The organism is Teichococcus aerofrigidensis (assembly GCF_054073225.1).
Genome location: NZ_JBSXMU010000067.1, coordinates 1 through 20,608, shown reverse-complemented (window position 1 = coordinate 20,608; position 20,608 = coordinate 1). Strand labels below are relative to the sequence as shown.

Sequence of the window (20,608 nt, the reverse complement as noted above, 5' to 3'; positions counted from 1 at the left end):
GGGCACGCGAGGATGCACAAACACCTCACCCGGAGCATTCTCAAACGGGCTCTAAGGCAAGAAGCGTCGCGGCCCCAGGGACACTCGGCCTAGCGATGAAACTTGGCCATGTCGCGACGGCGCCAAACCGGCCGAAATCAGCGGCCAAGATGCCGATTGCCAGTCCGGCAGGAAGGGCAAGCAACCGCATCTCTCCATCCCCTAACCGTGCCAGTGAACCTAGCAGGCAGGTGTCATTTATGAGCGCGCCGAGGCCGAAGGCGATGGCGCCGATGATGAGGAGGCCGTTGACGCTCGTCGAGAGTGGGAGGGTCGCGTTCAGCGTCCCCGACCAAGCGAGCGGTATCGCAATAAGGCCAGCAGCCGCAGACGCCGCAACAAATCCGACGAACATTCTTGGTCGGCGCCGTTGCTGCAACTCATGAGCCGCTACGACCAAGCACGTGCCGCCTCGGTTCGCAGAATACCCGAACCAGAAGGCCAGTATGCATATGAGAAAGTCGAACGCGATCGATGCCAAAGATATCAAGCCTGCCTCGGTTTCTCGTCAGCCCTTGTGCGAAGGGCGCCGGCGCAGCTGGCGGGCGGGCTGAGATGCATTTTCAGCCGGTGTCTGTCCCCGGTAGCCAACCACGGGCCACATAGTTTCGACACCAGATTTCTCGTAACCGTTTGCGATAAGGAGCCGCTCGGACAATCGGCCTAGTTTGTTCAGGTCAGCCGGCGACAGCGGCGAGACACACGCTGCAATCACTTGTTCGCGCGCTCTGAGCAGAGCGCCGGTCATTTTCACACCTGCATTGGTCAAGTGGATAAAGCGCGCCCTCTTGTCCGCCGTGTGTCGCCGCCTTTCCACCAGGTGATCGGATTCGAGCCTATCGATCAATCGGACCGTTCCCGCATGCGAAAGCCGGATCCGGCTCGCAAGGACACTGATAGGTAATCCCGGCTCGAAGCTAAGGAAGACCATCAATGCAGCCGCGGGGCCGCTCGGCGAAAGCGAGGCTGATGCGCTCGCGATGCTGTCAGCTACCGCGAGCGCAAGTGCACCAAAATGATATTTGGCGGCCTCGGGCTCCATCCGGAAAGAATATATGCGTCACGCATAGACATCAAGCGCTCGAATATGTATGACCGGCGCATACATCTATCACGGATTCGGAGATGGTCATGCTCACTGATGGGCTCGGCTTGGATTCCCCATCTGAGATCGAAAAGCGGGGCCTCCAGCAAAGGCTTTGGAGCATCGCGCGCTGCTCGTGCGAACGGAAGCCGGGAACCGGGAATGCGCGTCATGCCTGATCTGACGCTCGATCTTCGATACCTTAAGTATGCTATCCATGTCGCCGAAGCGGGTAGTTTCCGCAGGGCGGCGGATCGCCTTTCGATATCGCAATCAACGGTCAGCCGCCGCGTTCAGATGCTCGAACGGCAGCTTGGCGTTTCCCTGTTCAAGCGCACGCGATCGGGCGCTGGATTGACGCCGGAAGGAGAGCGATTTCTGCAGCAAGCTGCGGTCGGGGCGAGGTATCTTCGCGAGGCCGCCACTGAGATGCGATCGGTCCGTAAACTTACGACTGGACTAGTCAGGTTCGGGATGCTCGAGGCGTTTCCGGCATGTCCCATAATCGACCTCTTGGCGACCTTTAGACAGCGACACCCGACGATCGAGGTGAAGCTCGAAGAAGGCACGTCAGAGCAGAACACCCTCGGCGTGGAGCGCGGGCTGCTAGACGCGGCGATCAGCCTGGCCGCAACGAAGGGCCCTCCGTTTCAGATTCGACGGTTGTGCGAACCCGACCTCTTCGTTGCCCTATCACCCATACACCAACTCGCGTCGCGACCGCGGCTCGCCTGGGAGGACGTTTGCGACGAAGTCTTTCTTGTCCGCTCCGATGGTGCCGGGCGCGAACTCGCAGCTATTCTCCGGCGGATGCTGGGCGCTGCCGAAGAGGCGATCCAACTGTCTATCCAGCAGGTCAGCAGGGAAACACTTCTGACCATGGTCGAGCAAGGCTTCGGGCTGACGATAACGAGCGTCGTGCATCGGCCTGATATTGCATTGGTTCCGCTCACACCCGCGCGGGCGCCGACGGCGGCTATGATTTCGTCGAGCGATAACGACAATCCGGCTCTGCCGCTGCTGCTGAAGTGCTTCGATGTCCTGCCAGCCTTCACGCGGAGCAGCGCCAGCTAATCGGAGGCGTTCTGGGTCTTCGTACGCCTAGCCTTCGAGAACCCTCGATCGGTTGCGATGAACCGCTGCAACATCGGTACGATCAACCGCGCGGGCTCGACAGCAGGCATACCTTGTTCGCGCCCTAACAAATCCGCGTAGTCGGAAAGGTCTTGGTGGAGAGCCGCCGGCAGCTCCACCTGAACCTTGATCGGCTTCTCGTCGGCGATGGGACCTAGCTTGAGCTTCGACATCATCAGCCCCCATAAGGTTCGAGAACGAGATCACGGGTCACGACGACACGGACAGGAAATCCCGGCCGGATCGTCAATGTTGGAGCCACGTTGAGCTGCCGTCTGACGATCTGCTGACCGGCATCGTTGGTCGTGTCTTGACCGCCATTCCGGATCGCCTGGATGAGACGGTCGTCATTGTCGGCGGCGAGCTCGGCGCCGACTCCGAGAAGAGTCGACAGACCGGCGGCCTTGGCAAGATCCCACCAGTGGTAATCGACGCCATCCTGCAGGCCGGCATAGCCTTCGACGTCTGCGCCGGGCTGGCGCTCGAGCACTATCGAACGGCCATTTGGGAAGATCAGTCGATTCCAGACTAGCAGGACGCGGCTTTGACCGAATTGCACATTGTTATCGTACTGGCCGATAATGCGCGTGCCTTGTGGCACGAGCAGAATGCGCCCTGTCGGGCTGTCGTAGATGTTTTCGGTCACCTGAGCGGTGATCTGGCCCGGGAGGTCGGATCGGATGCCGGTTATAAGAGCTGCCGCGATAACTGCGCCGGCCTGAAGTACATTTGGCGACGCTGGAGCAACGACGCGATCGGGCGACACCGTCCGTCGATCGGTCGCTGCGTTCAGGAAAGCGTTCTGACGCTCCTGCGCGGAGGGTGTGGCCGGCGGAGGTGCGAGGCCGAGGCTCGCCAAATCCGGAGCGTGCGGGAGTGCTGGGGCAGCTCCCGCTGCAGCGGGAGCGCCCCGGCTGTCCGATCCGGAGAAGAGGCGGCTGGTCCGCGCGGTCTCGATCTCCTGAAGGCGGCGCTGCTCTTCCGCGCTGATACCGGGGTTGGGTGTGGCGATAACGGGAGCGGGCACCGGCTGTCCGCGATCCTGGGTGCTGAGGATCGGTCGGCCGAGGTCACCGGGAAGGGGCGGACCGAGTTGGGGCACGCCACTGTAATCTCGCGGCAGGCCGGCCAAGCCCTCAGCCGTCGAGCGATTCTCGGTCGAATAGAGTTCGTCGTTGGGCCGACCGGCGTCGCGCGTCTGGAGCGCGTAGAGCAGTGCACCACCAAGGCCGACGCTGGCGACAAGACCAAGGCCGGCGAGGACCTTGCGCGATAGTCGAGTGACGCGGGGCGGTTCGGCGCGCAGACGCATCGGCGCTGGCCCGACCGGCTCGCCGGTCAGGGGCTGTGCATCATCGTCTGGCACTTCCTCATTTGTGGGCGAGTTCGCGCTCACGAGGTGGGCCTCCCGTCTGTTCGGACGATCCTGACGCGCTTCTGCTCGCGACCGGAACCGAACCGCAGTTCCGCCGCCGCGAAGAGTCGATCGACGATCATGTGGTGGCCGCGAACGCGGTAGTTCACCAGTTCTGAGGTGTTGCCCTCGGGCCCGACGACGAAGAGCGGCGGCATCTCGCCCTGACCAATGCCTCGCGGAAACTCGATGAAGACCTGGCGACCGTCGTCGAAGGCGCGCAGTGGGCGCCAAGGAGCGCGGTCACCCTCGATGGCATAGCGGAAATTGACGTTCGCGAGATCGACACCGCTCGCAACCGGTTGAGCGGCCTGCGCGTCGGCATTCTGCCGGCGCAGCGCGATGAGTTGATCCTGCGGATACTGCCAGGACACTGAAGCCATGTAGGTTCGCTCTGTCGACCGCAACTCCATGTGATAGGTGCGCATGTTGGTGTTGATGACCAGGTTCGTCATCAGGTCGGCCCGTGTGGGCTTCACGAGGATGTGGATCTGGCGCGTCGCGCCCGATCCGCTCTCGGTGTCGCCGATGATCCAGCGCACCGTGTCCCCGGCCGCAACAGGGCCTGCGCCGACGAGCTGTTCGCCGGGCTGAAGCGCGATGTCGGTGATCTGACCGACAGCGGTATATACCTGATAGAGCGCGCCTTGCGTCCAGGGATAGACCTGCATGGAGTTGATGAAGCCGTCGCGCACCGGCTGGACGCGGGCCGCCTCATTAGCCTGGTTGACGCGCGCCGTTGGGTTGGCGGGCTCGGGCGCGCGTCGCGTCTCCGGCACACGCTGCAACTGGCCGGGTAGCGGCAGCGGCCGCGGCAGTTCGACCACGGTGACGGGCGCTGGCGGATCGACGGTCTGCACGGCGGGAGCCGCGTTGTCGTAGGAGATCTCGGGCGGTGGGTTCGTGGTGGCGCAGCCCGCGAGCGCAGTTGTCGCCAGCAGGACCATCGGGATTGCGGCTCGGCGGAGAGCCGGGATTACAAGTGCGTGTGAAGCCGGGTTTCCGGCTTTACGGAAAGACGGCTTCATTGCCCAAGCTCCCGTGACCAATTGATGGCGTTGACATAGATGCCGAGCGGATTTGCCCTCAGCCGATCGGCGTTGCGGGGGACCTGCACGACGATCGTCAGGATCGCGGTCCAGCGCGTGGTCTCGGCGAGCTGGCCGTTCTCATAGCGGCGCTCGACCCAGGCGACGCGGAAGCTGTCGGGCGAGGCGCGGATGACGCTTGAGACATCGACAGCAACCTGCTGTCGGCCGACCCGCGTGAACGGGTCGTTCGAGCGAGCATAGTCGTTGAGCGCCATGGCGCCGCGATCAGTTGTGAAGTCGTACGCCCGTAGCCAGTTCTGACGCACGATGATCGCGTCCGCCGGGATGCTGCGAACCTGTTCGATGAAGCGCGCGAGATGAAAGGCGATTTGTGGATCGGTGGGCCGGAAGTCGGCCTCGGCGGGTGCGACCGCCTGGGACTGACCCAGTCGATCGACCTGCACGACCCACGGCACGACGGTCCCGCGAGCTGATTGCACGACGAGGGCGGTGGCGAACCCCGCCGTAAGGATCAGCGAGCCGAAAGCCATCAGCCGCCAGTTTTTCGCCTGGATCCTGGAGGCCCCGATCCGATCGTCCCAGACTTGGGCAGCACGTTGATACGGCGTCTCCGGCTCGGGTGCCTTGCCGTAGTGAGTGGATGGTCGTTTGAACATTAGCGGTCGCCTTGAGTCAGATTTACCGAGGAACCGCCGCCATGGGCGTCGCCAGAGCGGACGGCATGAGCCGTGGCCTGGGCGGCGTGAGTCATTTGCTGGGACCGGCGCATTCTCTGCGCCCAAGCCGGCGGCCCGCCAGCGCTCGCAGGCGCCGCGCCATCGCTGGCGGCATCACCCCCTATTGAGCCCATGGTGGATGTTCCGCCTGTCGCTTCGAACGCCGCTTTGCCGCCTGCGTTGAAGCTTGACCTCATTGTGTCGGCAGCGCGCGATGCGGCACGGCGCAGAGGTGAGACAGCCGCGCTGCCGCCTGCACGCGCAACGCCTCCGAGGCCGGAGGCCACCCCGGCCGCGCCGGACTGTCCGGCTGCGCCAAGGCTGTAGGCTGTGGACGCTCCACCCGCGATGGCGGCGCCACCACGAGCTGCGGCTGCCGCACCGCCTGCCAAGGCCGCGCCGCCGGAGGCTGCTGCACCGACGGCGCCGGCGCCAAGAGCGACCACGCCGCCCGCTGCGAGGCCGGTTCCTATCGCCGCGCCTGCACTGAGCTGCGGGCCGCCAGAAACGAGCCCGGTGGCGATTCCGGGACCAAAAATGCCGAGGCCGAGAAGTGACAACGCGGCCAGCACGATCGCCATGGCTTCGTCGATCGACGGATTCTGCCCGCCAAAACCGGAAGTGAACTCTGAGAAGAGCGTTGACCCGATGCCGATGATGACAGCGAGGACCAGAACCTTGATGCCGGAGGAGATGACGTTGCCGAGCACGCGCTCGGCCATAAACGCGGATTTGCCGAACAGGCCGAACGGGATCAGGACGAAGCCGGCGAGCGTCGTCAGCTTGAATTCAATGAGGGTGACGAACAGCTGGATGGCGAGAATGAAGAAGGCGAGCAGGACCAGCGCCCAGGCAAGAAACATGCAGGCAATCTGGATGAAGTTCTCGAAGAACGACCAGTAGCCCATCAGGCTGGAGATGGAGTCGAGCAATGGTCGACCGGCGTCTAGGCCGGTCTGCGCGACTCTTCCCGGGCGCATGAGGTCCGCAGTTGAAAATCCGGTGCCACTCGCCTTCAGCCCGAGACCGGCGAAGCTCTCGAAGACGATACGTGCGAGGTTGTTCCAGTTGCCGATGATGTAGGCGAAGACGCCGACGAAGAGCGTTTTCTTCACCAGCCGCGCCATGATGTCGTCGTCGGCGCCCCAGCTCCAGAACAGTGCCGCGAGCGTCACGTCGATGACGATCAGGGTCGTGGCGATGAAGGCGACCTCTCCGCTAAGCAGGCCGAACCCGCTGTCGATGTAGCGAGTGAAGACCTCGAGGAAGTGGTCGATGACGCCGGTGTTGCCCATGATGCTATCGCGCTTCGTTGATCTGTGGCGTGCTCGGCGCGGTCGGCGCGTGATCTTGCGCGTCTGTCCCTCGTGGTTGAGGGCTGAAGACGTCACCGATGGGTGATGCTACGTCCGGCAAGCGCTCGACGGGACGAGAACCGGGCGCGAGAAAGCGGTGTCGGTTCTCGGCCCAGGCCCGGCGGCAGGCGGGGTCTCGCGGACCTTCTTCACCGAGTGCCTGGCAGCGGATGAGCGCGTCGCGCAGGGGATCCGCAGTTTCTTGAGGCGTTCGTCCGGACGACCAAGCCTCAGGCACTTCCTCTTTCCGGGACATCTCGATCGCGGTCGCGGTGACCGCAACCGCGACGAAAATCACGGCGCCCATCCGAGCGACCAATTTGCCGTCCACGGTCGGTCCTCTCAATTGCCGTTCGGGAACATGCGCGCATTGCCCGGCTGGTAGCCGCTGCCGGGCGTGAGAAAGCGACGGCGCTGCTCACGACCCTGTTCCGCCGCTGCGGCGCGCTCGGCTTCGGATAGGCTCTGAGCGCGCCCGTTAGCGGCGACGACGGCGGTGAGGTCGGCGAGCTGTTGGGCCTGCAGTGCGAGCAGTTGATTGCCGGCCTGCGTCGCCTGCAACGCCCCCGTCGCGCCCTGGCTTTGGCCGATAAGCGCTGACATCTCCGTACGGTTGGTGTCGATGTTGCCGACAACACCCGCCTGGACTCGCATAGCGTCCTGCAGACCACCGACAGTGTTCTGCCAGCGCTCCCGCGCCTGTGTGACGAGCGCCTGATCCGAGGCGGACATCGAGGCATTGCCATAGGTGGTCTGGAATGCTCGGTCGATCTGTTGGACGTTAAGGGCTATCCCCTGCGCCTCGCTCAGAAGCTGTTGCGTCCGCTGAACCGACTGTTGAAGCTGCTGAAGCGAAGAGTGCGGGAGGCTGGCAAGATTGCGCGCCTGATTGATCAGCATCTGAGCTTCGTTCTGAAGCTGAGTGATCTGCTGATTCACCTGCTGGAGGGTCCGCGCCGCAGTGAGGACGTTCTGGGCATAGTTCGTTGGGTCGTAGACGATCCACTGAGCGGCAGCCGGGGTGCTGAGGACCGGTGAAAGTGCGAGCGGGACCGCGAGGAGTGCGGCCGTCACGCGCAGTGCGCGACTGTGGGTTTGAATCAGACGTGTCATGGACGTGCCTCCGGGTCTTGTTGATTGACGTTGGTGAGGTCGGTGATCAGGTCGGCAGCCCAGTCGAGTCGGTTGGCCGCCAGCCACTCGGCGAGGAATCCCCCGGTGCCGCTTCGGGCGTGGACGTCGGCGATCATCGCTTGATGCTGTTTGGATGAGGCTGCGCACAGCGCCAGGGCCACATCCGACAGGCCCAGCTCGAACAGGCGATTGCCCCGTCGCGACTGGCAGTAATAGTCTCGCTTGGGCGTTGCCCGCGCGAGGATTTCGATCTGCCGGTCGTTGAGACCGAAGCGGCGGTAAATAGCGGTGATCTGCGGCTCGACCGCGCGCTCGTTCGGCAGGAGGATGCGCGTTTGGCAGCTCTCGATAATCGCCGGCGCTATCGCAGAGCCGTCGATGTCGGAGAGCGACTGGGTGGCGAAGATGACGCTGGCGTTTTTCTTGCGCAGCGTCTTCAGCCATTCGCGGAGTTGTCCGGCGAAGCCGTCGTCGTCGAGGGCGAGCCAACCTTCATCCACGATCAGGAGTGTCGGCCGGCCGTCGAGGCGGTCCTCGATGCGATGGAAGAGATAGGCGAGCACCGCTGCCGCTGCACCGGTGCCGATCAGACCTTCGGTCTCGAAAGCCTGGACATGCGCCTCGCCGAGATGCTCGGCCTCAGCGTCCAACAGCCGGCCATAGGGGCCGCCGACGCAGTAGGGTCGCAGCGCCTGTTTCAGGTCATTGGACTGGAGAAGGACCGACAGCCCGGTCAACGTGCGCTCGGCGACCGGCGCTGACGCCAACGACGAAAGCGCCGACCACAGATGCTCCTTGACCTCGGGCGTGACCGGCACGCTCTCTCGGGAGAGGATCGCGATCAGCCAGTCGGAGGCCCAGGCGCGCTCGGCGACGTCGTCGATGCGGGCGAGCGGCTGGAGCGACACACTCTCCTCGGAACCCTCAGTCAAACCGCCGCCGAGATCATGCCAGTCGCCCTGCATGGCGAGCGCCGCGGCGCGGATCGATCCGCCGAAGTCGAAGGCGAAGACCTGAGATTGTTGATAGCGGCGGAACTGGAGCGCCATGAGTGCGAGAAGCACCGATTTACCGGCGCCGGTCGGCCCGACGATCAGCGTATGACCGACATCGCCGACGTGGATGGAAAGCCGGAACGGGGTCGAGCCCTCCGTTCTGCCGTAAAGCAGTGGGGGTGCATCGAAGTGCTCGTCCCGTTCCGGTCCCGCCCACACCGCTGACAGCGGGATCATGTGAGCGAGATTCAATGTGCTGATGGGCGGCTGGCGGACGTTGGCGTAGACATGCCCGGGGAGTGAGCCCAGCCAGGCGTCGACAGCATTGATGGTCTCAGTCATCGCCGTGAAGTCGCGGCCCTGAATGACCTTCTCCACCAGCCGGAGCTTCTCGGCCGCGACGCGGGGATCATCGTCCCAGACGGTGATGGTCGCGGTCACGTAGGCTTGGCCGGCATAGTCGGCGCCCAGTTCCTGTAGCGCCATATCAGCGTCAGCGGCCTTGTTGGCTGCGTCAGTGTCAACGAGCGCCGATGCCTCGTTGGTCATCACCTCCTTGAGAATGGCGGCGATCGACTTGCGCTTTGCGAACCACTGCCGCCGGATCTTTGTCAGCAGCTTGGTCGCGTCGGTCTTGTCGAGCAGGATCGCTCGGGTCGACCAGCGATAGGGAAAGGCAAGTCGGTTCAGCTCGTCGAGGATGCCGGGCGTCGTCGCGGTCGGGAAGCCGACGATAGTGAGGATGCGTACGTGCGCATCTCCAAGCCGGGGCTCCAGCCCGCCGGTGAGCGGCTGATCGGCGAGCAAAGCGTCGAGGTACATCGGCGTTTCGGGCACGCGGACGCGATGGCGCTTCGTCGAGATCGTCGAATGCAGGTAGGTGAGCGTTTCGGCGTCATCGAGCCATACGCACTCCGGCATGAAGGCGTCTATCAGGTTGAGGATACGGTCGGTGCGATCGACAAAACTTCGGAGCACTTCGCGCGCATCGACGCCGGCATGGTCCCGACCCTCGTAAAGCCAGGTCTCGGCACGGGCGGCATCCTCGGCCGGCGGTAGATAAAGGAATGTGAGAAAGTAGCTGGATTCGAAATGGGCGCCGGCTTCTTCAAAGTCTGCCTTGCGCTCGGCATCGACAAGCGCCGAAGCGCTGTCGGCAAATGTGCTTGCCGGATATGACACCGCGCCATGGCGCTGCGCTTCGACGAATATGGCCCAGCCGGAACCAAGGCGACGGAAGGCGTTGTTCAGCCGGCCAGCGACGGCGACGAGCTCGGCTGGCACTGCGCTGTCGAGGTCAGGACCGCGAAAGCGGGCCGAGCGCTGCAGGCTGCCGTCTTTGTTGAGGACGACGCCGTCGCCGGCGAGCGCCGCCCAGGGTAGGAAGTCGGCGAGCCGGGTATTCCGATTGCGGTATTCGGCTAGGTTCATCATTGCCCGGCTCCTCACGTTGCCAAGTGGCCGGGGATGCGCAGATGCTTGCGCACGACGTCGACAAATTGCGGATCACGTTTGGCCGCCCAGACGGCGGCGAAGTGGCCGACCGCCCATAGCGCCAGCCCGACCAGCCAAAGGCGAAGGCCCAAGCCAAGCGCGGCGGCCAGGGTGCCATTGAGGATCGCGAGCGAGCGCGGCGCACCGCCGAGCAGGATGTGCTCGGTCAGCGCACGATGAACCGGCACGGAAAAGCCCGGTACGTCCGCGCTATGATCCGCTCCAACGGCCATCAGACAAGCGCCCCGCCGCCGAACGAGAAGAACGAGAGGAAGAAGCTCGACGCGGCGAAGGCGATCGACAGGCCGAACACGATCTGGATCAGGCGGCGCGCTCCGCCCGACGTGTCGCCGAAGGCGAGAGTCAGGCCGGTGATGATGATGATCATCACCGCGATGATCTTTGCGACCGGGCCCTCGATCGATTCGAGGATCGACTGCAGAGGAGCTTCCCATGGCATCGACGAACCGGACGCATGAGCGGCAGGTGCGAGGGCTATGGAAATGAAAGTGACGGAAGCCGCCGTGGCGATGTGACGGCGGATGCGCAGGGCATGCTTGATCATTACCTGTCTCCTGAGATGGACGGAATTGTTGGAGTGACGCAGTAGTCGCCGTCGGGGCCCAGGCCTTCGACGCGGGCAAGCTCGGCAAGGCGGCGCGAGGAGCCGCGGCCGGAGAGCACCGCAACCAGATCAATGGTCTCGGCGATCAGCGCGCGCGGAACCGTGACGACGGCTTCCTGGATGAGTTGCTCCATCCGGCGAAGAGCGCCGATGGCGGTGCCGGCGTGGATCGTGCCGACGCCGCCGGGATGGCCGGTGCCCCAGGCCTTCAGCAGATCGAGCGCCTCTGCACCGCGCACTTCGCCGATCGGGATGCGGTCGGGACGAAGACGCAACGAGGAACGGACAAGATCGGAGAGAGAAGCGACGCCGTCCTTCGTGCGCATTGCGACCAGGTTTGGCGCGGCGCATTGCAGTTCACGGGTGTCCTCGATCAACACGACGCGATCGGATGTCTTCGATACCTCCGCTAACAGGGCGTTCGTGAGCGTGGTCTTACCGGTGGAGGTGCCGCCGGCGACGAGAATGTTCCGCCTATGAAGAACGGCCTGACGCAGTGTTTCGGCTTGGTCGGACAGCATGATGCCAGCCGCGACATAGTCATCGAGCGTGAACACGGCGACGGCTGGCTTCCGGATCGCGAAAGCCGGCGCGGACACCACCGGCGGCAGAAGGCCCTCAAACCGCTCCTCTGTTTCAGGCAGTTCGGCGGAGACGCGGGGCGCCCCGGCATGAACCTCGGCCCCGACGTGATGTGCGACAAGTCGAACTATGCGTTCGCCGTCGGCTGGAGATAGCCGTTCACCGGTGTCGGAGAGACCTTCCGACAACCGGTCGACCCAGAGCCGCCCGTCGGGGTTGAGCATCACCTCGACGATTGCGGGGTCTTCCAGAAACGTGGCGATCGCCGGGCCGAGCGCAGTGCGCAGCATCCGAGCCCCGCGAAGGATCGCCTCCGATTTCTGGTGAGCTGCCGTCACGCTGTCCCCGTTCTTTTGCGGGACCGCCGCGGGCGGCCCTGGATCGGGGATGAGTAGAAGAGGCAGAAATCATGGCGTGACAACAACCATCATGTGGCCGTCGTACTGTGGCGTACAAAGACAGGGAAACGGCGGAACGGTCGAATACTTGTGATACGTCAACCAGTGATTATTCCGCGTCGCGCGCGGGGATGTCTTCCGCGATTTCCTGCCTGAGCTTCGGACCTTGCGCGAGTCGTCTGCCGAGCGCGGTCACGAAGGCTTCGTAGCGCTCCGACGCTTTGGCGCGAGCCGCAACTTGCGCCGGCTCCGGCAACGGCGGGTTGGAGGTCAGCCAGAAGCGGATGAACACGGCGAGCGTCTCGACCGATATTCCCAGATCGCGCTCCATGCGCGCCATGCGTCGGTCGAGCTGGTCAAGCCGCTTCGTCGTCGCGGCCTCCTGACGCTCGGCAGCGTCCGGCGAGAGGAATGAAGCGATACCGGCCTCGGCTACCAGTGACAGGGACAGATCGCGCCGGGCAGCATGGGCTGCGAGCGCCTTCATGACGTCCGGGTCGAGATAGACCGACAGCCGCTGCTTCTTCAAAGGTTTGGTCACCCCCGCCTCCTATAGCTCGATGCCATCGCCAGGATCGAGCGATGCCTGCCGAGCGACTTGGCGCATGGTCTGCGTCATGCGGCTGAGGCGCGCAGCATCCTCATCGACGTCGTCGCGAGGATCGATCTCGAATTCGTTGTCGACGATCGCCTTGCGTTCGACTGTTTTGATGCGGCTCAGTTCAGGCTGATGCCGCTGCTCGGAGTCCGTCGGGTCGTCGTCGGCTAGGTTATCTGCCGGAGCTGGCGCACTCAGTACGGGAGGTTCCGGTATGGCGAGCGCGCTCCAATCGTCGGCTCGAGCGCTTGCGGGCTTCGTGAGTGCGGGGGGCGTAAGGATGCGCTCCTGAAGCCGACGATCCTCGTAATAGCGTGCCTTCTTTGCGCGGATAGGCGGGATGCCGGCGACCATGACGATCTCGTCTGACGGCGGGAGCTGCATGATCTCGCCCGGCGTGAGCAATTGCCGTGCAGTCTCCGAGCGCGACACCATCAGGTGGCCGAGCCAGGGCGATAGCCGGTGGCCGGCATAGTTCTTCATGGCCTTCATTTCGGTCGCGGTGCCAAGCGCATCCGAAACGCGCTTCGCAGTTCGCTCGTCGTTGGTGGCGAAGCTGACGCGCACATGGCAGTTATCGAGGATCGAGTTGTTCGGACCGTAAGCTTTCTCGATTTGGTTCAGCGATTGCGCGATGAGGAACGCCTTCAGACCGTAGCCTGCCATGAAGGCGAGCGCGCTCTCGAAAAAGTCCAGGCGCCCAAGGGCGGGAAATTCGTCGAGCATGAGCAGCAGCCGGTGTCGATTGCTCTTCGCCTGCAGGTCCTCGGTGAGGCGACGGCCGACCTGATTGAGGATCAGGCGGATCAGCGGCTTGGTCCGGTTGATGTCCGATGGCGGCACCACGAGGTAGAGCGTGGTCGGATACTTGCCTCCAACCATGTCGGCGATACGCCAGTCGCAGCGACGGGTGACCTCGGCCACGACGGGATCGCGATACAGGCCGAGGAACGACATCGCTGTCGACAGCACCCCGGAGCGCTCGTTATCGGACTTGTTGAGCAGTTCGCGGGCGGCGCTGGCGATCACCGGATGTGGACCGGCCTCGCCGAGATGGGCGGTCTTCATCATCGCCGCGAGGGTCGACTCGATCGGGCGCTTCGGATCGGAGAGAAAGGCGGCGACGCCGGCCAATGTCTTGTCGGCCTCTGCGTACAGGACATGCAGGATCGCGCCGACCAGAAGCGCGTGCGATGTCTTCTCCCAGTGGTTTCGCTTTTCGAGCGAGCCTTCCGGGTCGACGAGAATGTCGGCGATGTTCTGCACGTCGCGGACTTCCCATTCGCCGCGGCGCACTTCGAGCAGCGGGTTGTAGGCCGCCGACTTCGCGTTCGTCGGATCGAAGAGCAGCACGCGGCCATGCCGTGCGCGATAGCCGGCGGTGAGCGTCCAGTTCTCGCCCTTGATGTCGTGGACGATCGCCGACCCCGGCCACGTCAAGAGCGAAGGCACCACCAGGCCAACGCCCTTGCCGGAACGGGTCGGCGCGAAGCACAGCACATGCTCCGGACCGTCATGGCGGAGATACTCGCGCTCATGCCTGCCGAGTACGACTCCGTCGGGGCCGAGCAGTCCTGCCGCCTTCACCTCTTCCGGTCGTGCCCAGCGGGCCGAGCCATAGGTCTCGACGTTCTTGGCTTCACGCGCCCGCCATACCGACATGCCGATCGCGACGGCGATGGAGATGAAGCCACCCGACGCGGCGATATAGGCGCCCTCGACAAAGATCGGCGGCGCATAGGCGTCGTAGAAATACCACCACCAGAAGAAGGCCGGGGGATAATAGATCGGCCATCCGGCCAGTTCGAACCAAGGCTGACCGAGCTGGGGCTGGAAGCCGAGACGGTAGGCTGTCCATTGCGTGGCGCCCCAGGTCGTCATCAACACGATCAGGAAAACGGTGAGGATCTGCCCCCAGAGGATTTTCGTCGCCGACATGGCAGGTACTCCTTTCTTGGTGGGGCTACATGCCGAGGCCGCGATTGCGGCCGAAGCTCCAGTCGACGCCGCCGCCCCCGCGCGAGACCCCGGAGACGTGCTGGCCGAGTTGACGTTCGAGGGACGGCGACCAGGGCACGAGCTGGAAGCCGAGCCCGTCGTCGATCATGGCGAAGCGGCCGGAGGCGAGCGCGAAGCGCTGGCGATAGGTGCCCGCCACATACTCGCCCGTTCCGGCCTTCGAGAATGGCCGGCCGGTCTCGGCCGCGAGCTTCTCCCCGAGCGCTTCGACCTCGCGCTGGCGCAAAGTTTCGATCAGCCCCGGCGAGAAGCTGACGCCGCGGGTCTGACGCTCGGCGAGCCCTTGGTGGATAAGATGCTCGGCGCGTCGGTCCATTGCCTGCCGCACCTCCGCGCCAAAGCCGCCTCCACCGAGAGCCACCGGTTCGCGGGCGATAGCCTGCCGGTCGAGCCAGGTGGCGCCGGTCGCATGGACCTGCTGTTCGATATCGAGATCGGATCGAACAGCGAGTGCGACACGGCGGCGGCCCTGCACGTCGTCGAACTTGCGCAGCTCGACGATCGAACCCGGCGCGCTGTCGGCAGCCGCGTCGAGATCGGGGAGCTTAATATGATGGGTTCGCCCGTCGGTGCCGTCGACGACGGCGTAGGCCGTGCCCTTCAGTTCGTCGTCGAGACCGCGATCGACCAGACGCCCGATGACAGGGTCATCGATGCTTTCGCCCGCGAGCACATAGCTCGCGGCGCCACGCTCGATGCCGCGCTCGGTCAGGCCACGATGGATGCGCTTGATGATGTCGCCGCGTTCACCGAGGGCGCGTAGAGTCTTCTCCGCAGTCTCCGACACAACCCATTGACCGGGACCGACCTGATCGGCGAGACCAAGCGTCTCCAGCTTGCGCAGCCTGCCGACCTTCAACGCGTGGAACTCGTCAGGCTTCTGATCGGGACGTGGCGCGAGGTCGACGATGCCGCTGCGATAGCTGTCGCGGGAGATCTGCCGATCGAGATCGGTCCAGCGTTCCGCCTCGACCTGACGTCCGAGGTTACGACGGATCTCCTGCTCGGTGCGGGGCCCCAGTTCCTGGGTGACGAGGTCCTGCGCGCGGGCGCGCATGCCCTCCTTGATGTAGTCGCGGGAGATTACGAGGTCCTGGCTGTCGTCGGTACGTCCCCGCAGGATGATGTGGACATGGGGATTGTCGGTGTTCCAATGATCGACGCCGACCCAGTCGAGCTTGGTGCCGAGGTCCTTTTCCATCTGCCCCATCAGGTCGCGGGCGTATGTCCTGAGGTCGGACATCTCCGTTGCGTCCTCCGGTGAGACGATGAAGCGGAAATGATGGCGGTCGTCCTGGGTTCGCTCAGCGAAGGCCTTGGGATCGGCGTCTCCGGTCTCGGGACCGAACAGCTGGGCCTTCTCCCCGTCCCGGGTAACACCCTCGCGCCTGAGGTAGCTGAGGTGGGCGCTAAGCGGCGCGGCCTTGGCGGTGTGCCGCACGACGCGCGTCTTGAAAACCACGTTGCGCGACCGGCTGGTCAGGAGCCGGTTGGCCTGCACTGTCGCGCGCTGCCCGCGACCGAACCGCGAGCGATTGCTCTTGGTGATCTGGCCGGATCGCGAGACGCGGCCGCCAGCCCGCTGTGCGGCCGCAAGTGCCTGAGCGATGAAGGGCCGTGCCTGTTGCGCGCGGGTCGAGCGGATGCGGCCAGGCCGGATGCGGAAATCGTCCTCGCCGCTCATCGCCAAAGCTCCGCACATCGCGCAAAGCGAAGGAAACACTTGGAAAAATGGCGAATGCGCAGGCTGCGCCGGCAAGGTGCACCTCGCGCAAATGCGCCATAAGCCCCTGAAAACACACGACCGCACCAAGCCGCACATCGCCGGCTTTTATCTCGCCATCTTTCGGTTGTGCTGACTGCTCCCCCTCCGCAGACTGCCCATCTTCCGCCAAGGCACGCCACGGTACGAACGGGTGCGAACGCGGTCATCGCGGTCCCCCGGAAACGCTGCGCGCAACGAAAAGGCCATCGGTGGGCGCAGCGACGGGGCCCTGATCGCGCACCGGTTCCGCCGCCGTGGCGGTGTCCGGCTTGCCGTCAGACTGTAACGGCACGGCAGACTCTCTGCCGGCCGACTGTACGACGAAGAGCGGCGCTCTCGTCCAGGTCAGTGGATCGGCGGCCGCCACCATGACAGGACCGGTCAGTTCACCGCCCCCGACGATGGGGGCGAGCGTCGCGACATAGGCGCGCGTTTCGGCCGGCAATGGGCGGCCGGCGAGATACTCTTCGTAGCGGCCCGGACCCGCGTTGTAGGCCGCCAAAAACCCCGGCGATCCGTAACGGTCGTGCATCTCGCGCAGATATGCAGCACCCGCCAGAATGTTGTCCCGGGGGTCGTAGGGGTTGCCGCCGAGCCGATGCCGGACGCGCAACTCCTCCCACGTGGCGGGCATGATTTGCATCAGGCTCATTGCGCCGGCCGACGAGATCGCGCGCACATCGCCCGCGCTCTCGACGCGCATGACGGCACGTATCCACGTTTCTGGAACGCCAAACCGCTGAGACGCCTCTGCAATGTACGCGCCATAGGGATCGCTGCGTGATGGATGCTCGACCTGCGCCTGCTGGGCGTAGGCAGTGCTCGCGGCGGATCCGGCGAGGACCAGGCCGGAAAGGAGAAGGAGAGCTGCACGTCGGAGGGCGATCCTCCCTCCGACGACAGGTTTGATGCGTGTGGCGGGCATCGTTCAGTCCCGCTCGCCGCGCTTTGGCGGGCGGTTCCAGTGTAGGGCCCAGGCGGACTTGTCGTCGGCCGACTGGAACAGGTTGGCGCGGATCGGATGTTCGAAGGTCGGATCGTCAAGCTGCAGCGAGACGTATTCGCCGGCCTTCTCGCCGGTGCGCTTCCAGCCTGCGCCGATCTCCGCGCCGGTCTCGTTGCTCATGGTGTCGAGCACATGAACGCGATAGTCCGGCGCGTTCTCGGCATCGGACGGCTCGGCCGCGACGACGATGATGTCCTGGTGCAGGGAAAGTGTCGTCAGATGGCCGATGAAGCCATCATTCTCGCGCATGAATTGACCGATCACGGGCATTGGTCGTCTCCTTCAGGTTGCGGTGGACAGGGTCATGGGCTCGCCGTCACCGCGTCGGCGCGCGCCAGACGAAGCGGCCATCGCCGTCCTCGTCGGTGTAGAGAGGGGTGGCCCGGCCGATCACGGCGGTGGCCGGAAGCGGGCCGAAGTAGCGGCCGTCGAGGCTGTCGCGGACCTGCCAGTTCATCAGGAACAACTCGCCAGCTGCGACCAAGCGGCAGCCCTGCCAAACGGGGAGCGGGCGACCGCGACGATCGCGATCGAGGGCGTCGCCGATCGGCACGCCGTCGACCGTGATGGCGAGCCCGGTCCGGCAAACCCGTTGACCCGGGAGCGCGGCGACGCGCTTCAAGAGCGGCACGCCGCGTGGCAGGTAGTCGCCATCGGACAGGAATGTCGCGAGCGGCTCGGGCGCGTCGACCGCCACCAGATCGGTCACGTCGAGGGCGCGCACATCGCCGATCGTGTAGAAGCCGACCGGCGTGCTGGCTGAAGCGTTCCAGATGAGGCGCGGCGCGAATGAGGCGATCGAGGCGAGGCCTAGAAGCGACACCGCCGCCGTTGTGGCGATGGCGTAGGAGAGCCGCGTCATGCGCCGATCTCCTGGCGCAGGAGAAAGGCGCGATGCTGCCGAAGACCATAAGCGCGTGGCGTTTCGCCGACGGTCATTCGGTTGTGGACGTGGCGCCAATGGTCCGGCGAGACCTCGATCGGCTCGATGCCGCGCGCCTCAATGGCGTCGATGAGCTGGAGCATGCGCTCCACCTTCGGCCAGCCGTCGACGCGCAAGAGGATGTCCGCTCCGGGCGTGACGGTCGGCATCGTCTGGCATGGCGCAGCAGGCTCAACAGCGCGCAGGATGTCGAGGCGCGAGAGCACGGTCCCGTGCTCATTCGCGGCCCATCGGACCAGCGCAAAGATGCTTCCCGGAGGGAAGAAGAGGATGCGTCGGCGCCGGTCGAGGATCTGTTCGCGTAGCTCGTGACCGAACCGTATCCAGTGCTCCGTTCGCTTCTCGACCCAAGTAAGTTCGACCTGGGTGAAAGCTTCTGGCGGCGGCTCGGCGGCAGCGCGGCCGACGCGCATTGGCGCGGCGACATGGCCGGTCATGATCCTTCTCCTGACGGGGGTGGGAATTGGCGCTCGAACAGCGCGCGCAGCATTTCGGCGACGGTCTGCCCGCGCTGGAAGGCGGCGATCTTGATGCGGCCGCGCATATCCGCAGTCACGTCGATCGTCAGTCGCGCCGAGAAGTCCTCGCCGGCTTGTGCGCGCGGGGTGTGGCGCTCGGGCGCCTTGATCCAGCTCTCCGGATCGGCCGGACGCGCCGCGAAGCTGCGTTTTGGGGACCGCGCGCTCATGCGCCGATCCTCGCGACTTCCGCCGCGAGCGCGGCGATCTCGCGCGCGCCAGGGCAATCCTCGTCCTGCTCGGCGGCGAGCCGGCCGGTCTGCACGACATCGGCGAAGACGATGCGCTGGCCGATCGTGGTCGAGAGCAAGGGCGGGTCGTGATCCGCGAGCGTTTCGGCGGTCTCGCGCGCCAACACGGTGCGAGCCGCGCACCGGTTCAGCACGAAGCGGGCGGCGAGTTGCGGGCGGTAGATGCGTGCCTCGCCGAGCAGCGAGAGCATTTCGGCGGAGGCCCAGCCATCGAGCGGCGACGGCTGCACCGGAATCATCACGAGATCGGCCGCGAGCAGCGCCGAGCGCATCAGCCCAGCGACGCGCGGCGGGCCGTCGATGACGACATGGTCAACGTCGCGGGCCAACTCCGGCGCTTCGCGGTGGAGCGTGTCGCGGGCCAGGCCGACGACACCGAACAGCCGCTCCAACCCCTCTCGGTTGCGCTGCTGCGACCAGTCGAGCGCCGAACCCTGGGGGTCGGCGTCGATCAGCGTCACGCGCTGTCCACGGCGAGCCCATTCGCCGGCGAGGTGCAGGGCGAGCGTCGTTTTCCCGACGCCGCCCTTCTGGTTGAGCAGTGCGACGATCATGACGGTCTCCCGGCGATCGGGGACTCGTCCACAGCGGCCGAAAAGCACGGTCGCGTTAGAAAGATTCCGTAGGAATCTAGGTTAGATAAGTTACAGGGCTTGCAAGTCGCTGATTCAGCGCGAGGATTCGTCGAATCCGGTCCCCGATAGCACGAGACTTCGGTCCTCGATGGCACGATAGTGCCGGTCCCCGATAGCACGAGACGATTCACAGCTTATCCCCAGGGCGAGTTTTCGAGCGGCGACGGCGGCGCGGAATGCCAAGCGCGTCGGGATCGGTGGGTGCGAAGGACAGGATGTCGGGACCGCCGACGCACCGCTCGATGGTGAGCTGATACCCAGGGAGCGGCTGCCGGCGGACGATCTCGCGGAGGTCGTAGGCAAAGTGCTTGAGCGGCGAGAGGCTACCCGACTTTGCATGGAGGTGCGGAAAGTCGAAGCTCCAGCCGAACTCCTGCTTGCCGCCGTGCTTGCGCACCAAGCGGTACAGCCAGCGCTCCAGCCCTCCGGTCAGGCCGAAGTAGTTGCGGTCAATGGTGAGCACCAGCGCGTCGTCGAGCACCGAGCTGTAAAACCAGTCGGGAACGATGAGTTCGAGGCCGAGCGGCCTGCCGCGTTGGTCGGCTCGTTCCTTCCACTCGTTGATCCAGGAGAACCGGTGCATCCGCCGCTCTGTCGGCTGGCGGATCGAGGTCGCGACGGTAGTCGACTGCAGTCGGTCGAGTGCGGCCTTGAGCCGATCGTAATCCCGCAGCGATACGCCGCGGCCGATGAAGTTCAGGATTTCATACGGGGTCGTGGCCATCAGCCGCGATGGCTGGAGCCCCACGTCGCGAGCCTCGACGATCTGTGAGGCGGCCCAGATGAGGATGTCGGCTGTCCGCCGTCAGCACCAATGGCACAGATTTGAGGTTGTGATTTAAGGAGGATCT

At 64.8% G+C, this 20,608-nt stretch carries 24 protein-coding genes; 1 reads left to right on the top strand and 23 read right to left on the bottom strand.

Features of this window, described 5'->3' with window-relative positions; genetic code table 11:
- Positions 1–40: 40 nt before the first annotated feature.
- Complete coding sequence (locus tag ACVMLK_RS14095; RefSeq protein WP_457486726.1) at positions 41–520, bottom strand: YeeE/YedE thiosulfate transporter family protein; 480 nt, start codon at positions 518–520, stop codon at positions 41–43.
- 27 nt (positions 521–547) lie between these two features.
- Positions 548–1,081, bottom strand: coding sequence for a MarR family winged helix-turn-helix transcriptional regulator (locus ACVMLK_RS14090; protein ID WP_024588022.1), 534 nt, complete (start codon positions 1,079–1,081; stop codon positions 548–550).
- Positions 1,082–1,294: 213 nt separating this feature from the next.
- Between ACVMLK_RS14090 and ACVMLK_RS14085 the strand changes: the two genes are divergently transcribed.
- Positions 1,295–2,197, top strand: coding sequence for a LysR family transcriptional regulator (locus tag ACVMLK_RS14085; RefSeq protein WP_024350816.1), 903 nt, complete (start codon positions 1,295–1,297; stop codon positions 2,195–2,197).
- On the opposite strand, the gene ACVMLK_RS14080 is transcribed toward ACVMLK_RS14085, so the two are convergent.
- The 21 genes from ACVMLK_RS14080 to ACVMLK_RS13980 form a co-directional block, all read right to left on the bottom strand.
- Positions 2,194–2,433: a DUF2274 domain-containing protein gene (locus ACVMLK_RS14080; protein WP_081651912.1), complete on the bottom strand. Its 240-nt coding sequence runs from the start codon at positions 2,431–2,433 to the stop codon at positions 2,194–2,196. The two genes, ACVMLK_RS14085 and ACVMLK_RS14080, sit on opposite strands and share 4 nt — an antisense overlap.
- Positions 2,433–3,653 carry a TrbI/VirB10 family protein gene (locus ACVMLK_RS14075; protein WP_457486725.1) on the bottom strand — a complete coding sequence of 407 codons (1,221 nt, stop codon included), beginning with the start codon at positions 3,651–3,653 and terminating at the stop codon, positions 2,433–2,435. The genes ACVMLK_RS14080 and ACVMLK_RS14075 overlap by 1 nt, the downstream gene beginning before the upstream one ends.
- Entirely contained in the window at positions 3,650–4,618 is a 969-nt protein-coding gene (gene trbG, locus ACVMLK_RS14070; RefSeq protein WP_230450753.1) for a P-type conjugative transfer protein TrbG, read from the bottom strand. The genes ACVMLK_RS14075 and trbG overlap by 4 nt, the downstream gene beginning before the upstream one ends.
- Before the next feature lie 77 nt (positions 4,619–4,695).
- A complete protein-coding gene (gene trbF, locus ACVMLK_RS14065) occupies positions 4,696–5,379 on the bottom strand; it encodes a conjugal transfer protein TrbF (RefSeq protein WP_024350821.1) in 684 nt (227 codons plus the stop codon).
- Positions 5,379–6,734, bottom strand: a complete 1,356-nt coding sequence (gene trbL, locus ACVMLK_RS14060) for a P-type conjugative transfer protein TrbL (protein WP_024350822.1) — start codon at positions 6,732–6,734, stop codon at positions 5,379–5,381. Before trbL ends, trbF begins: the two co-directional genes overlap by 1 nt.
- Positions 6,735–6,738: 4 nt before the next feature.
- Positions 6,739–7,125, bottom strand: a complete 387-nt coding sequence (gene trbK-alt / locus ACVMLK_RS14055) for a putative entry exclusion protein TrbK-alt (protein ID WP_070154328.1) — start codon at positions 7,123–7,125, stop codon at positions 6,739–6,741.
- 11 nt (positions 7,126–7,136) lie between these two features.
- On the bottom strand, positions 7,137–7,907 hold the full coding sequence (gene trbJ / locus ACVMLK_RS14050) for a P-type conjugative transfer protein TrbJ (RefSeq protein ID WP_029660577.1): 771 nt from the start codon (positions 7,905–7,907) through the stop codon (positions 7,137–7,139).
- Complete coding sequence (gene trbE / locus ACVMLK_RS14045) at positions 7,904–10,357, bottom strand: conjugal transfer protein TrbE (protein ID WP_024350824.1); 2,454 nt, start codon at positions 10,355–10,357, stop codon at positions 7,904–7,906. The genes trbJ and trbE overlap by 4 nt, the downstream gene beginning before the upstream one ends.
- Positions 10,358–10,368: 11 nt before the next feature.
- Positions 10,369–10,650: a VirB3 family type IV secretion system protein gene (locus ACVMLK_RS14040; protein WP_024350825.1), complete on the bottom strand. Its 282-nt coding sequence runs from the start codon at positions 10,648–10,650 to the stop codon at positions 10,369–10,371.
- Complete coding sequence (locus ACVMLK_RS14035) at positions 10,650–10,982, bottom strand: TrbC/VirB2 family protein (protein ID WP_024350826.1); 333 nt, start codon at positions 10,980–10,982, stop codon at positions 10,650–10,652. The genes ACVMLK_RS14040 and ACVMLK_RS14035 overlap by 1 nt, the downstream gene beginning before the upstream one ends.
- A complete protein-coding gene (gene trbB, locus ACVMLK_RS14030) occupies positions 10,982–11,914 on the bottom strand; it encodes a P-type conjugative transfer ATPase TrbB (RefSeq protein WP_194248571.1) in 933 nt (310 codons plus the stop codon). The genes ACVMLK_RS14035 and trbB overlap by 1 nt, the downstream gene beginning before the upstream one ends.
- A gap of 217 nt (positions 11,915–12,131) precedes the next feature.
- On the bottom strand, positions 12,132–12,509 hold the full coding sequence (locus ACVMLK_RS14025; RefSeq protein ID WP_194248570.1) for a CopG family transcriptional regulator: 378 nt from the start codon (positions 12,507–12,509) through the stop codon (positions 12,132–12,134).
- A 63-nt stretch (positions 12,510–12,572) separates the two neighbouring features.
- Positions 12,573–14,558: a conjugal transfer protein TraG gene (locus ACVMLK_RS14020; RefSeq protein ID WP_024350829.1), complete on the bottom strand. Its 1,986-nt coding sequence runs from the start codon at positions 14,556–14,558 to the stop codon at positions 12,573–12,575.
- A gap of 25 nt (positions 14,559–14,583) precedes the next feature.
- On the bottom strand, positions 14,584–16,323 hold the full coding sequence (locus ACVMLK_RS14015) for a relaxase/mobilization nuclease domain-containing protein (RefSeq protein ID WP_024350830.1): 1,740 nt from the start codon (positions 16,321–16,323) through the stop codon (positions 14,584–14,586).
- Positions 16,324–16,567: 244 nt separating this feature from the next.
- A complete protein-coding gene (locus ACVMLK_RS14010; RefSeq protein WP_024350831.1) occupies positions 16,568–17,329 on the bottom strand; it encodes a lytic transglycosylase domain-containing protein in 762 nt (253 codons plus the stop codon).
- A 3-nt stretch (positions 17,330–17,332) separates the two neighbouring features.
- Positions 17,333–17,680, bottom strand: a complete 348-nt coding sequence (locus tag ACVMLK_RS14005; RefSeq protein ID WP_024350832.1) for a DUF736 domain-containing protein — start codon at positions 17,678–17,680, stop codon at positions 17,333–17,335.
- Between the two features lie 46 nt (positions 17,681–17,726).
- Entirely contained in the window at positions 17,727–18,272 is a 546-nt protein-coding gene (locus ACVMLK_RS14000) for a S26 family signal peptidase (protein ID WP_024350833.1), read from the bottom strand.
- Positions 18,269–18,790, bottom strand: a complete 522-nt coding sequence (locus ACVMLK_RS13995) for a DUF2840 domain-containing protein (protein WP_024350834.1) — start codon at positions 18,788–18,790, stop codon at positions 18,269–18,271. Before ACVMLK_RS13995 ends, ACVMLK_RS14000 begins: the two co-directional genes overlap by 4 nt.
- Positions 18,787–19,041, bottom strand: coding sequence for a hypothetical protein (locus tag ACVMLK_RS13990; protein WP_024350835.1), 255 nt, complete (start codon positions 19,039–19,041; stop codon positions 18,787–18,789). Before ACVMLK_RS13990 ends, ACVMLK_RS13995 begins: the two co-directional genes overlap by 4 nt.
- Entirely contained in the window at positions 19,038–19,676 is a 639-nt protein-coding gene (gene parA, locus ACVMLK_RS13985) for a ParA family partition ATPase (protein WP_024350836.1), read from the bottom strand. Before parA ends, ACVMLK_RS13990 begins: the two co-directional genes overlap by 4 nt.
- Before the next feature lie 208 nt (positions 19,677–19,884).
- Positions 19,885–20,541 (bottom strand): replication initiator protein A, encoded by a 657-nt coding sequence (locus ACVMLK_RS13980; protein ID WP_457486727.1) that lies wholly within the window; start codon positions 20,539–20,541, stop codon positions 19,885–19,887.
- Between the last annotated feature and the right edge of the window lie 67 nt (positions 20,542–20,608).

Coding starts and splice junctions, on each gene's coding strand:
- ACVMLK_RS14020 (WP_024350829.1), bottom strand. CDS start 14,558: ATGTCGGCGACGAAAATCCTCTGGGGGCAGATCCTCACCGTTTTCCTG.
- ACVMLK_RS14040 (WP_024350825.1), bottom strand. CDS start 10,650: ATGGCCGTTGGAGCGGATCATAGCGCGGACGTACCGGGCTTTTCCGTG.
- ACVMLK_RS14005 (WP_024350832.1), bottom strand. CDS start 17,680: ATGCCCGTGATCGGTCAATTCATGCGCGAGAATGATGGCTTCATCGGC.
- ACVMLK_RS14090 (WP_024588022.1), bottom strand. CDS start 1,081: ATGGAGCCCGAGGCCGCCAAATATCATTTTGGTGCACTTGCGCTCGCG.
- ACVMLK_RS14025 (WP_194248570.1), bottom strand. CDS start 12,509: ATGAAGGCGCTCGCAGCCCATGCTGCCCGGCGCGATCTGTCCCTGTCA.
- trbF (WP_024350821.1), bottom strand. CDS start 5,379: ATGTTCAAACGACCATCCACTCACTACGGCAAGGCACCCGAGCCGGAG.
- ACVMLK_RS14085 (WP_024350816.1), top strand. CDS start 1,295: ATGCCTGATCTGACGCTCGATCTTCGATACCTTAAGTATGCTATCCAT.
- trbL (WP_024350822.1), bottom strand. CDS start 6,734: ATGGGCAACACCGGCGTCATCGACCACTTCCTCGAGGTCTTCACTCGC.
- trbG (WP_230450753.1), bottom strand. CDS start 4,618: ATGGTCCTGCTGGCGACAACTGCGCTCGCGGGCTGCGCCACCACGAAC.
- parA (WP_024350836.1), bottom strand. CDS start 19,676: ATGATCGTCGCACTGCTCAACCAGAAGGGCGGCGTCGGGAAAACGACG.
- trbJ (WP_029660577.1), bottom strand. CDS start 7,907: ATGACACGTCTGATTCAAACCCACAGTCGCGCACTGCGCGTGACGGCC.
- ACVMLK_RS14015 (WP_024350830.1), bottom strand. CDS start 16,323: ATGAGCGGCGAGGACGATTTCCGCATCCGGCCTGGCCGCATCCGCTCG.
- trbE (WP_024350824.1), bottom strand. CDS start 10,357: ATGATGAACCTAGCCGAATACCGCAATCGGAATACCCGGCTCGCCGAC.
- trbB (WP_194248571.1), bottom strand. CDS start 11,914: ATGCTGCGCACTGCGCTCGGCCCGGCGATCGCCACGTTTCTGGAAGAC.
- ACVMLK_RS13995 (WP_024350834.1), bottom strand. CDS start 18,790: ATGACCGGCCATGTCGCCGCGCCAATGCGCGTCGGCCGCGCTGCCGCC.
- ACVMLK_RS13990 (WP_024350835.1), bottom strand. CDS start 19,041: ATGAGCGCGCGGTCCCCAAAACGCAGCTTCGCGGCGCGTCCGGCCGAT.
- ACVMLK_RS14035 (WP_024350826.1), bottom strand. CDS start 10,982: ATGATCAAGCATGCCCTGCGCATCCGCCGTCACATCGCCACGGCGGCT.
- ACVMLK_RS14010 (WP_024350831.1), bottom strand. CDS start 17,329: ATGCCCGCCACACGCATCAAACCTGTCGTCGGAGGGAGGATCGCCCTC.
- ACVMLK_RS14000 (WP_024350833.1), bottom strand. CDS start 18,272: ATGACGCGGCTCTCCTACGCCATCGCCACAACGGCGGCGGTGTCGCTT.
- ACVMLK_RS14080 (WP_081651912.1), bottom strand. CDS start 2,433: ATGATGTCGAAGCTCAAGCTAGGTCCCATCGCCGACGAGAAGCCGATC.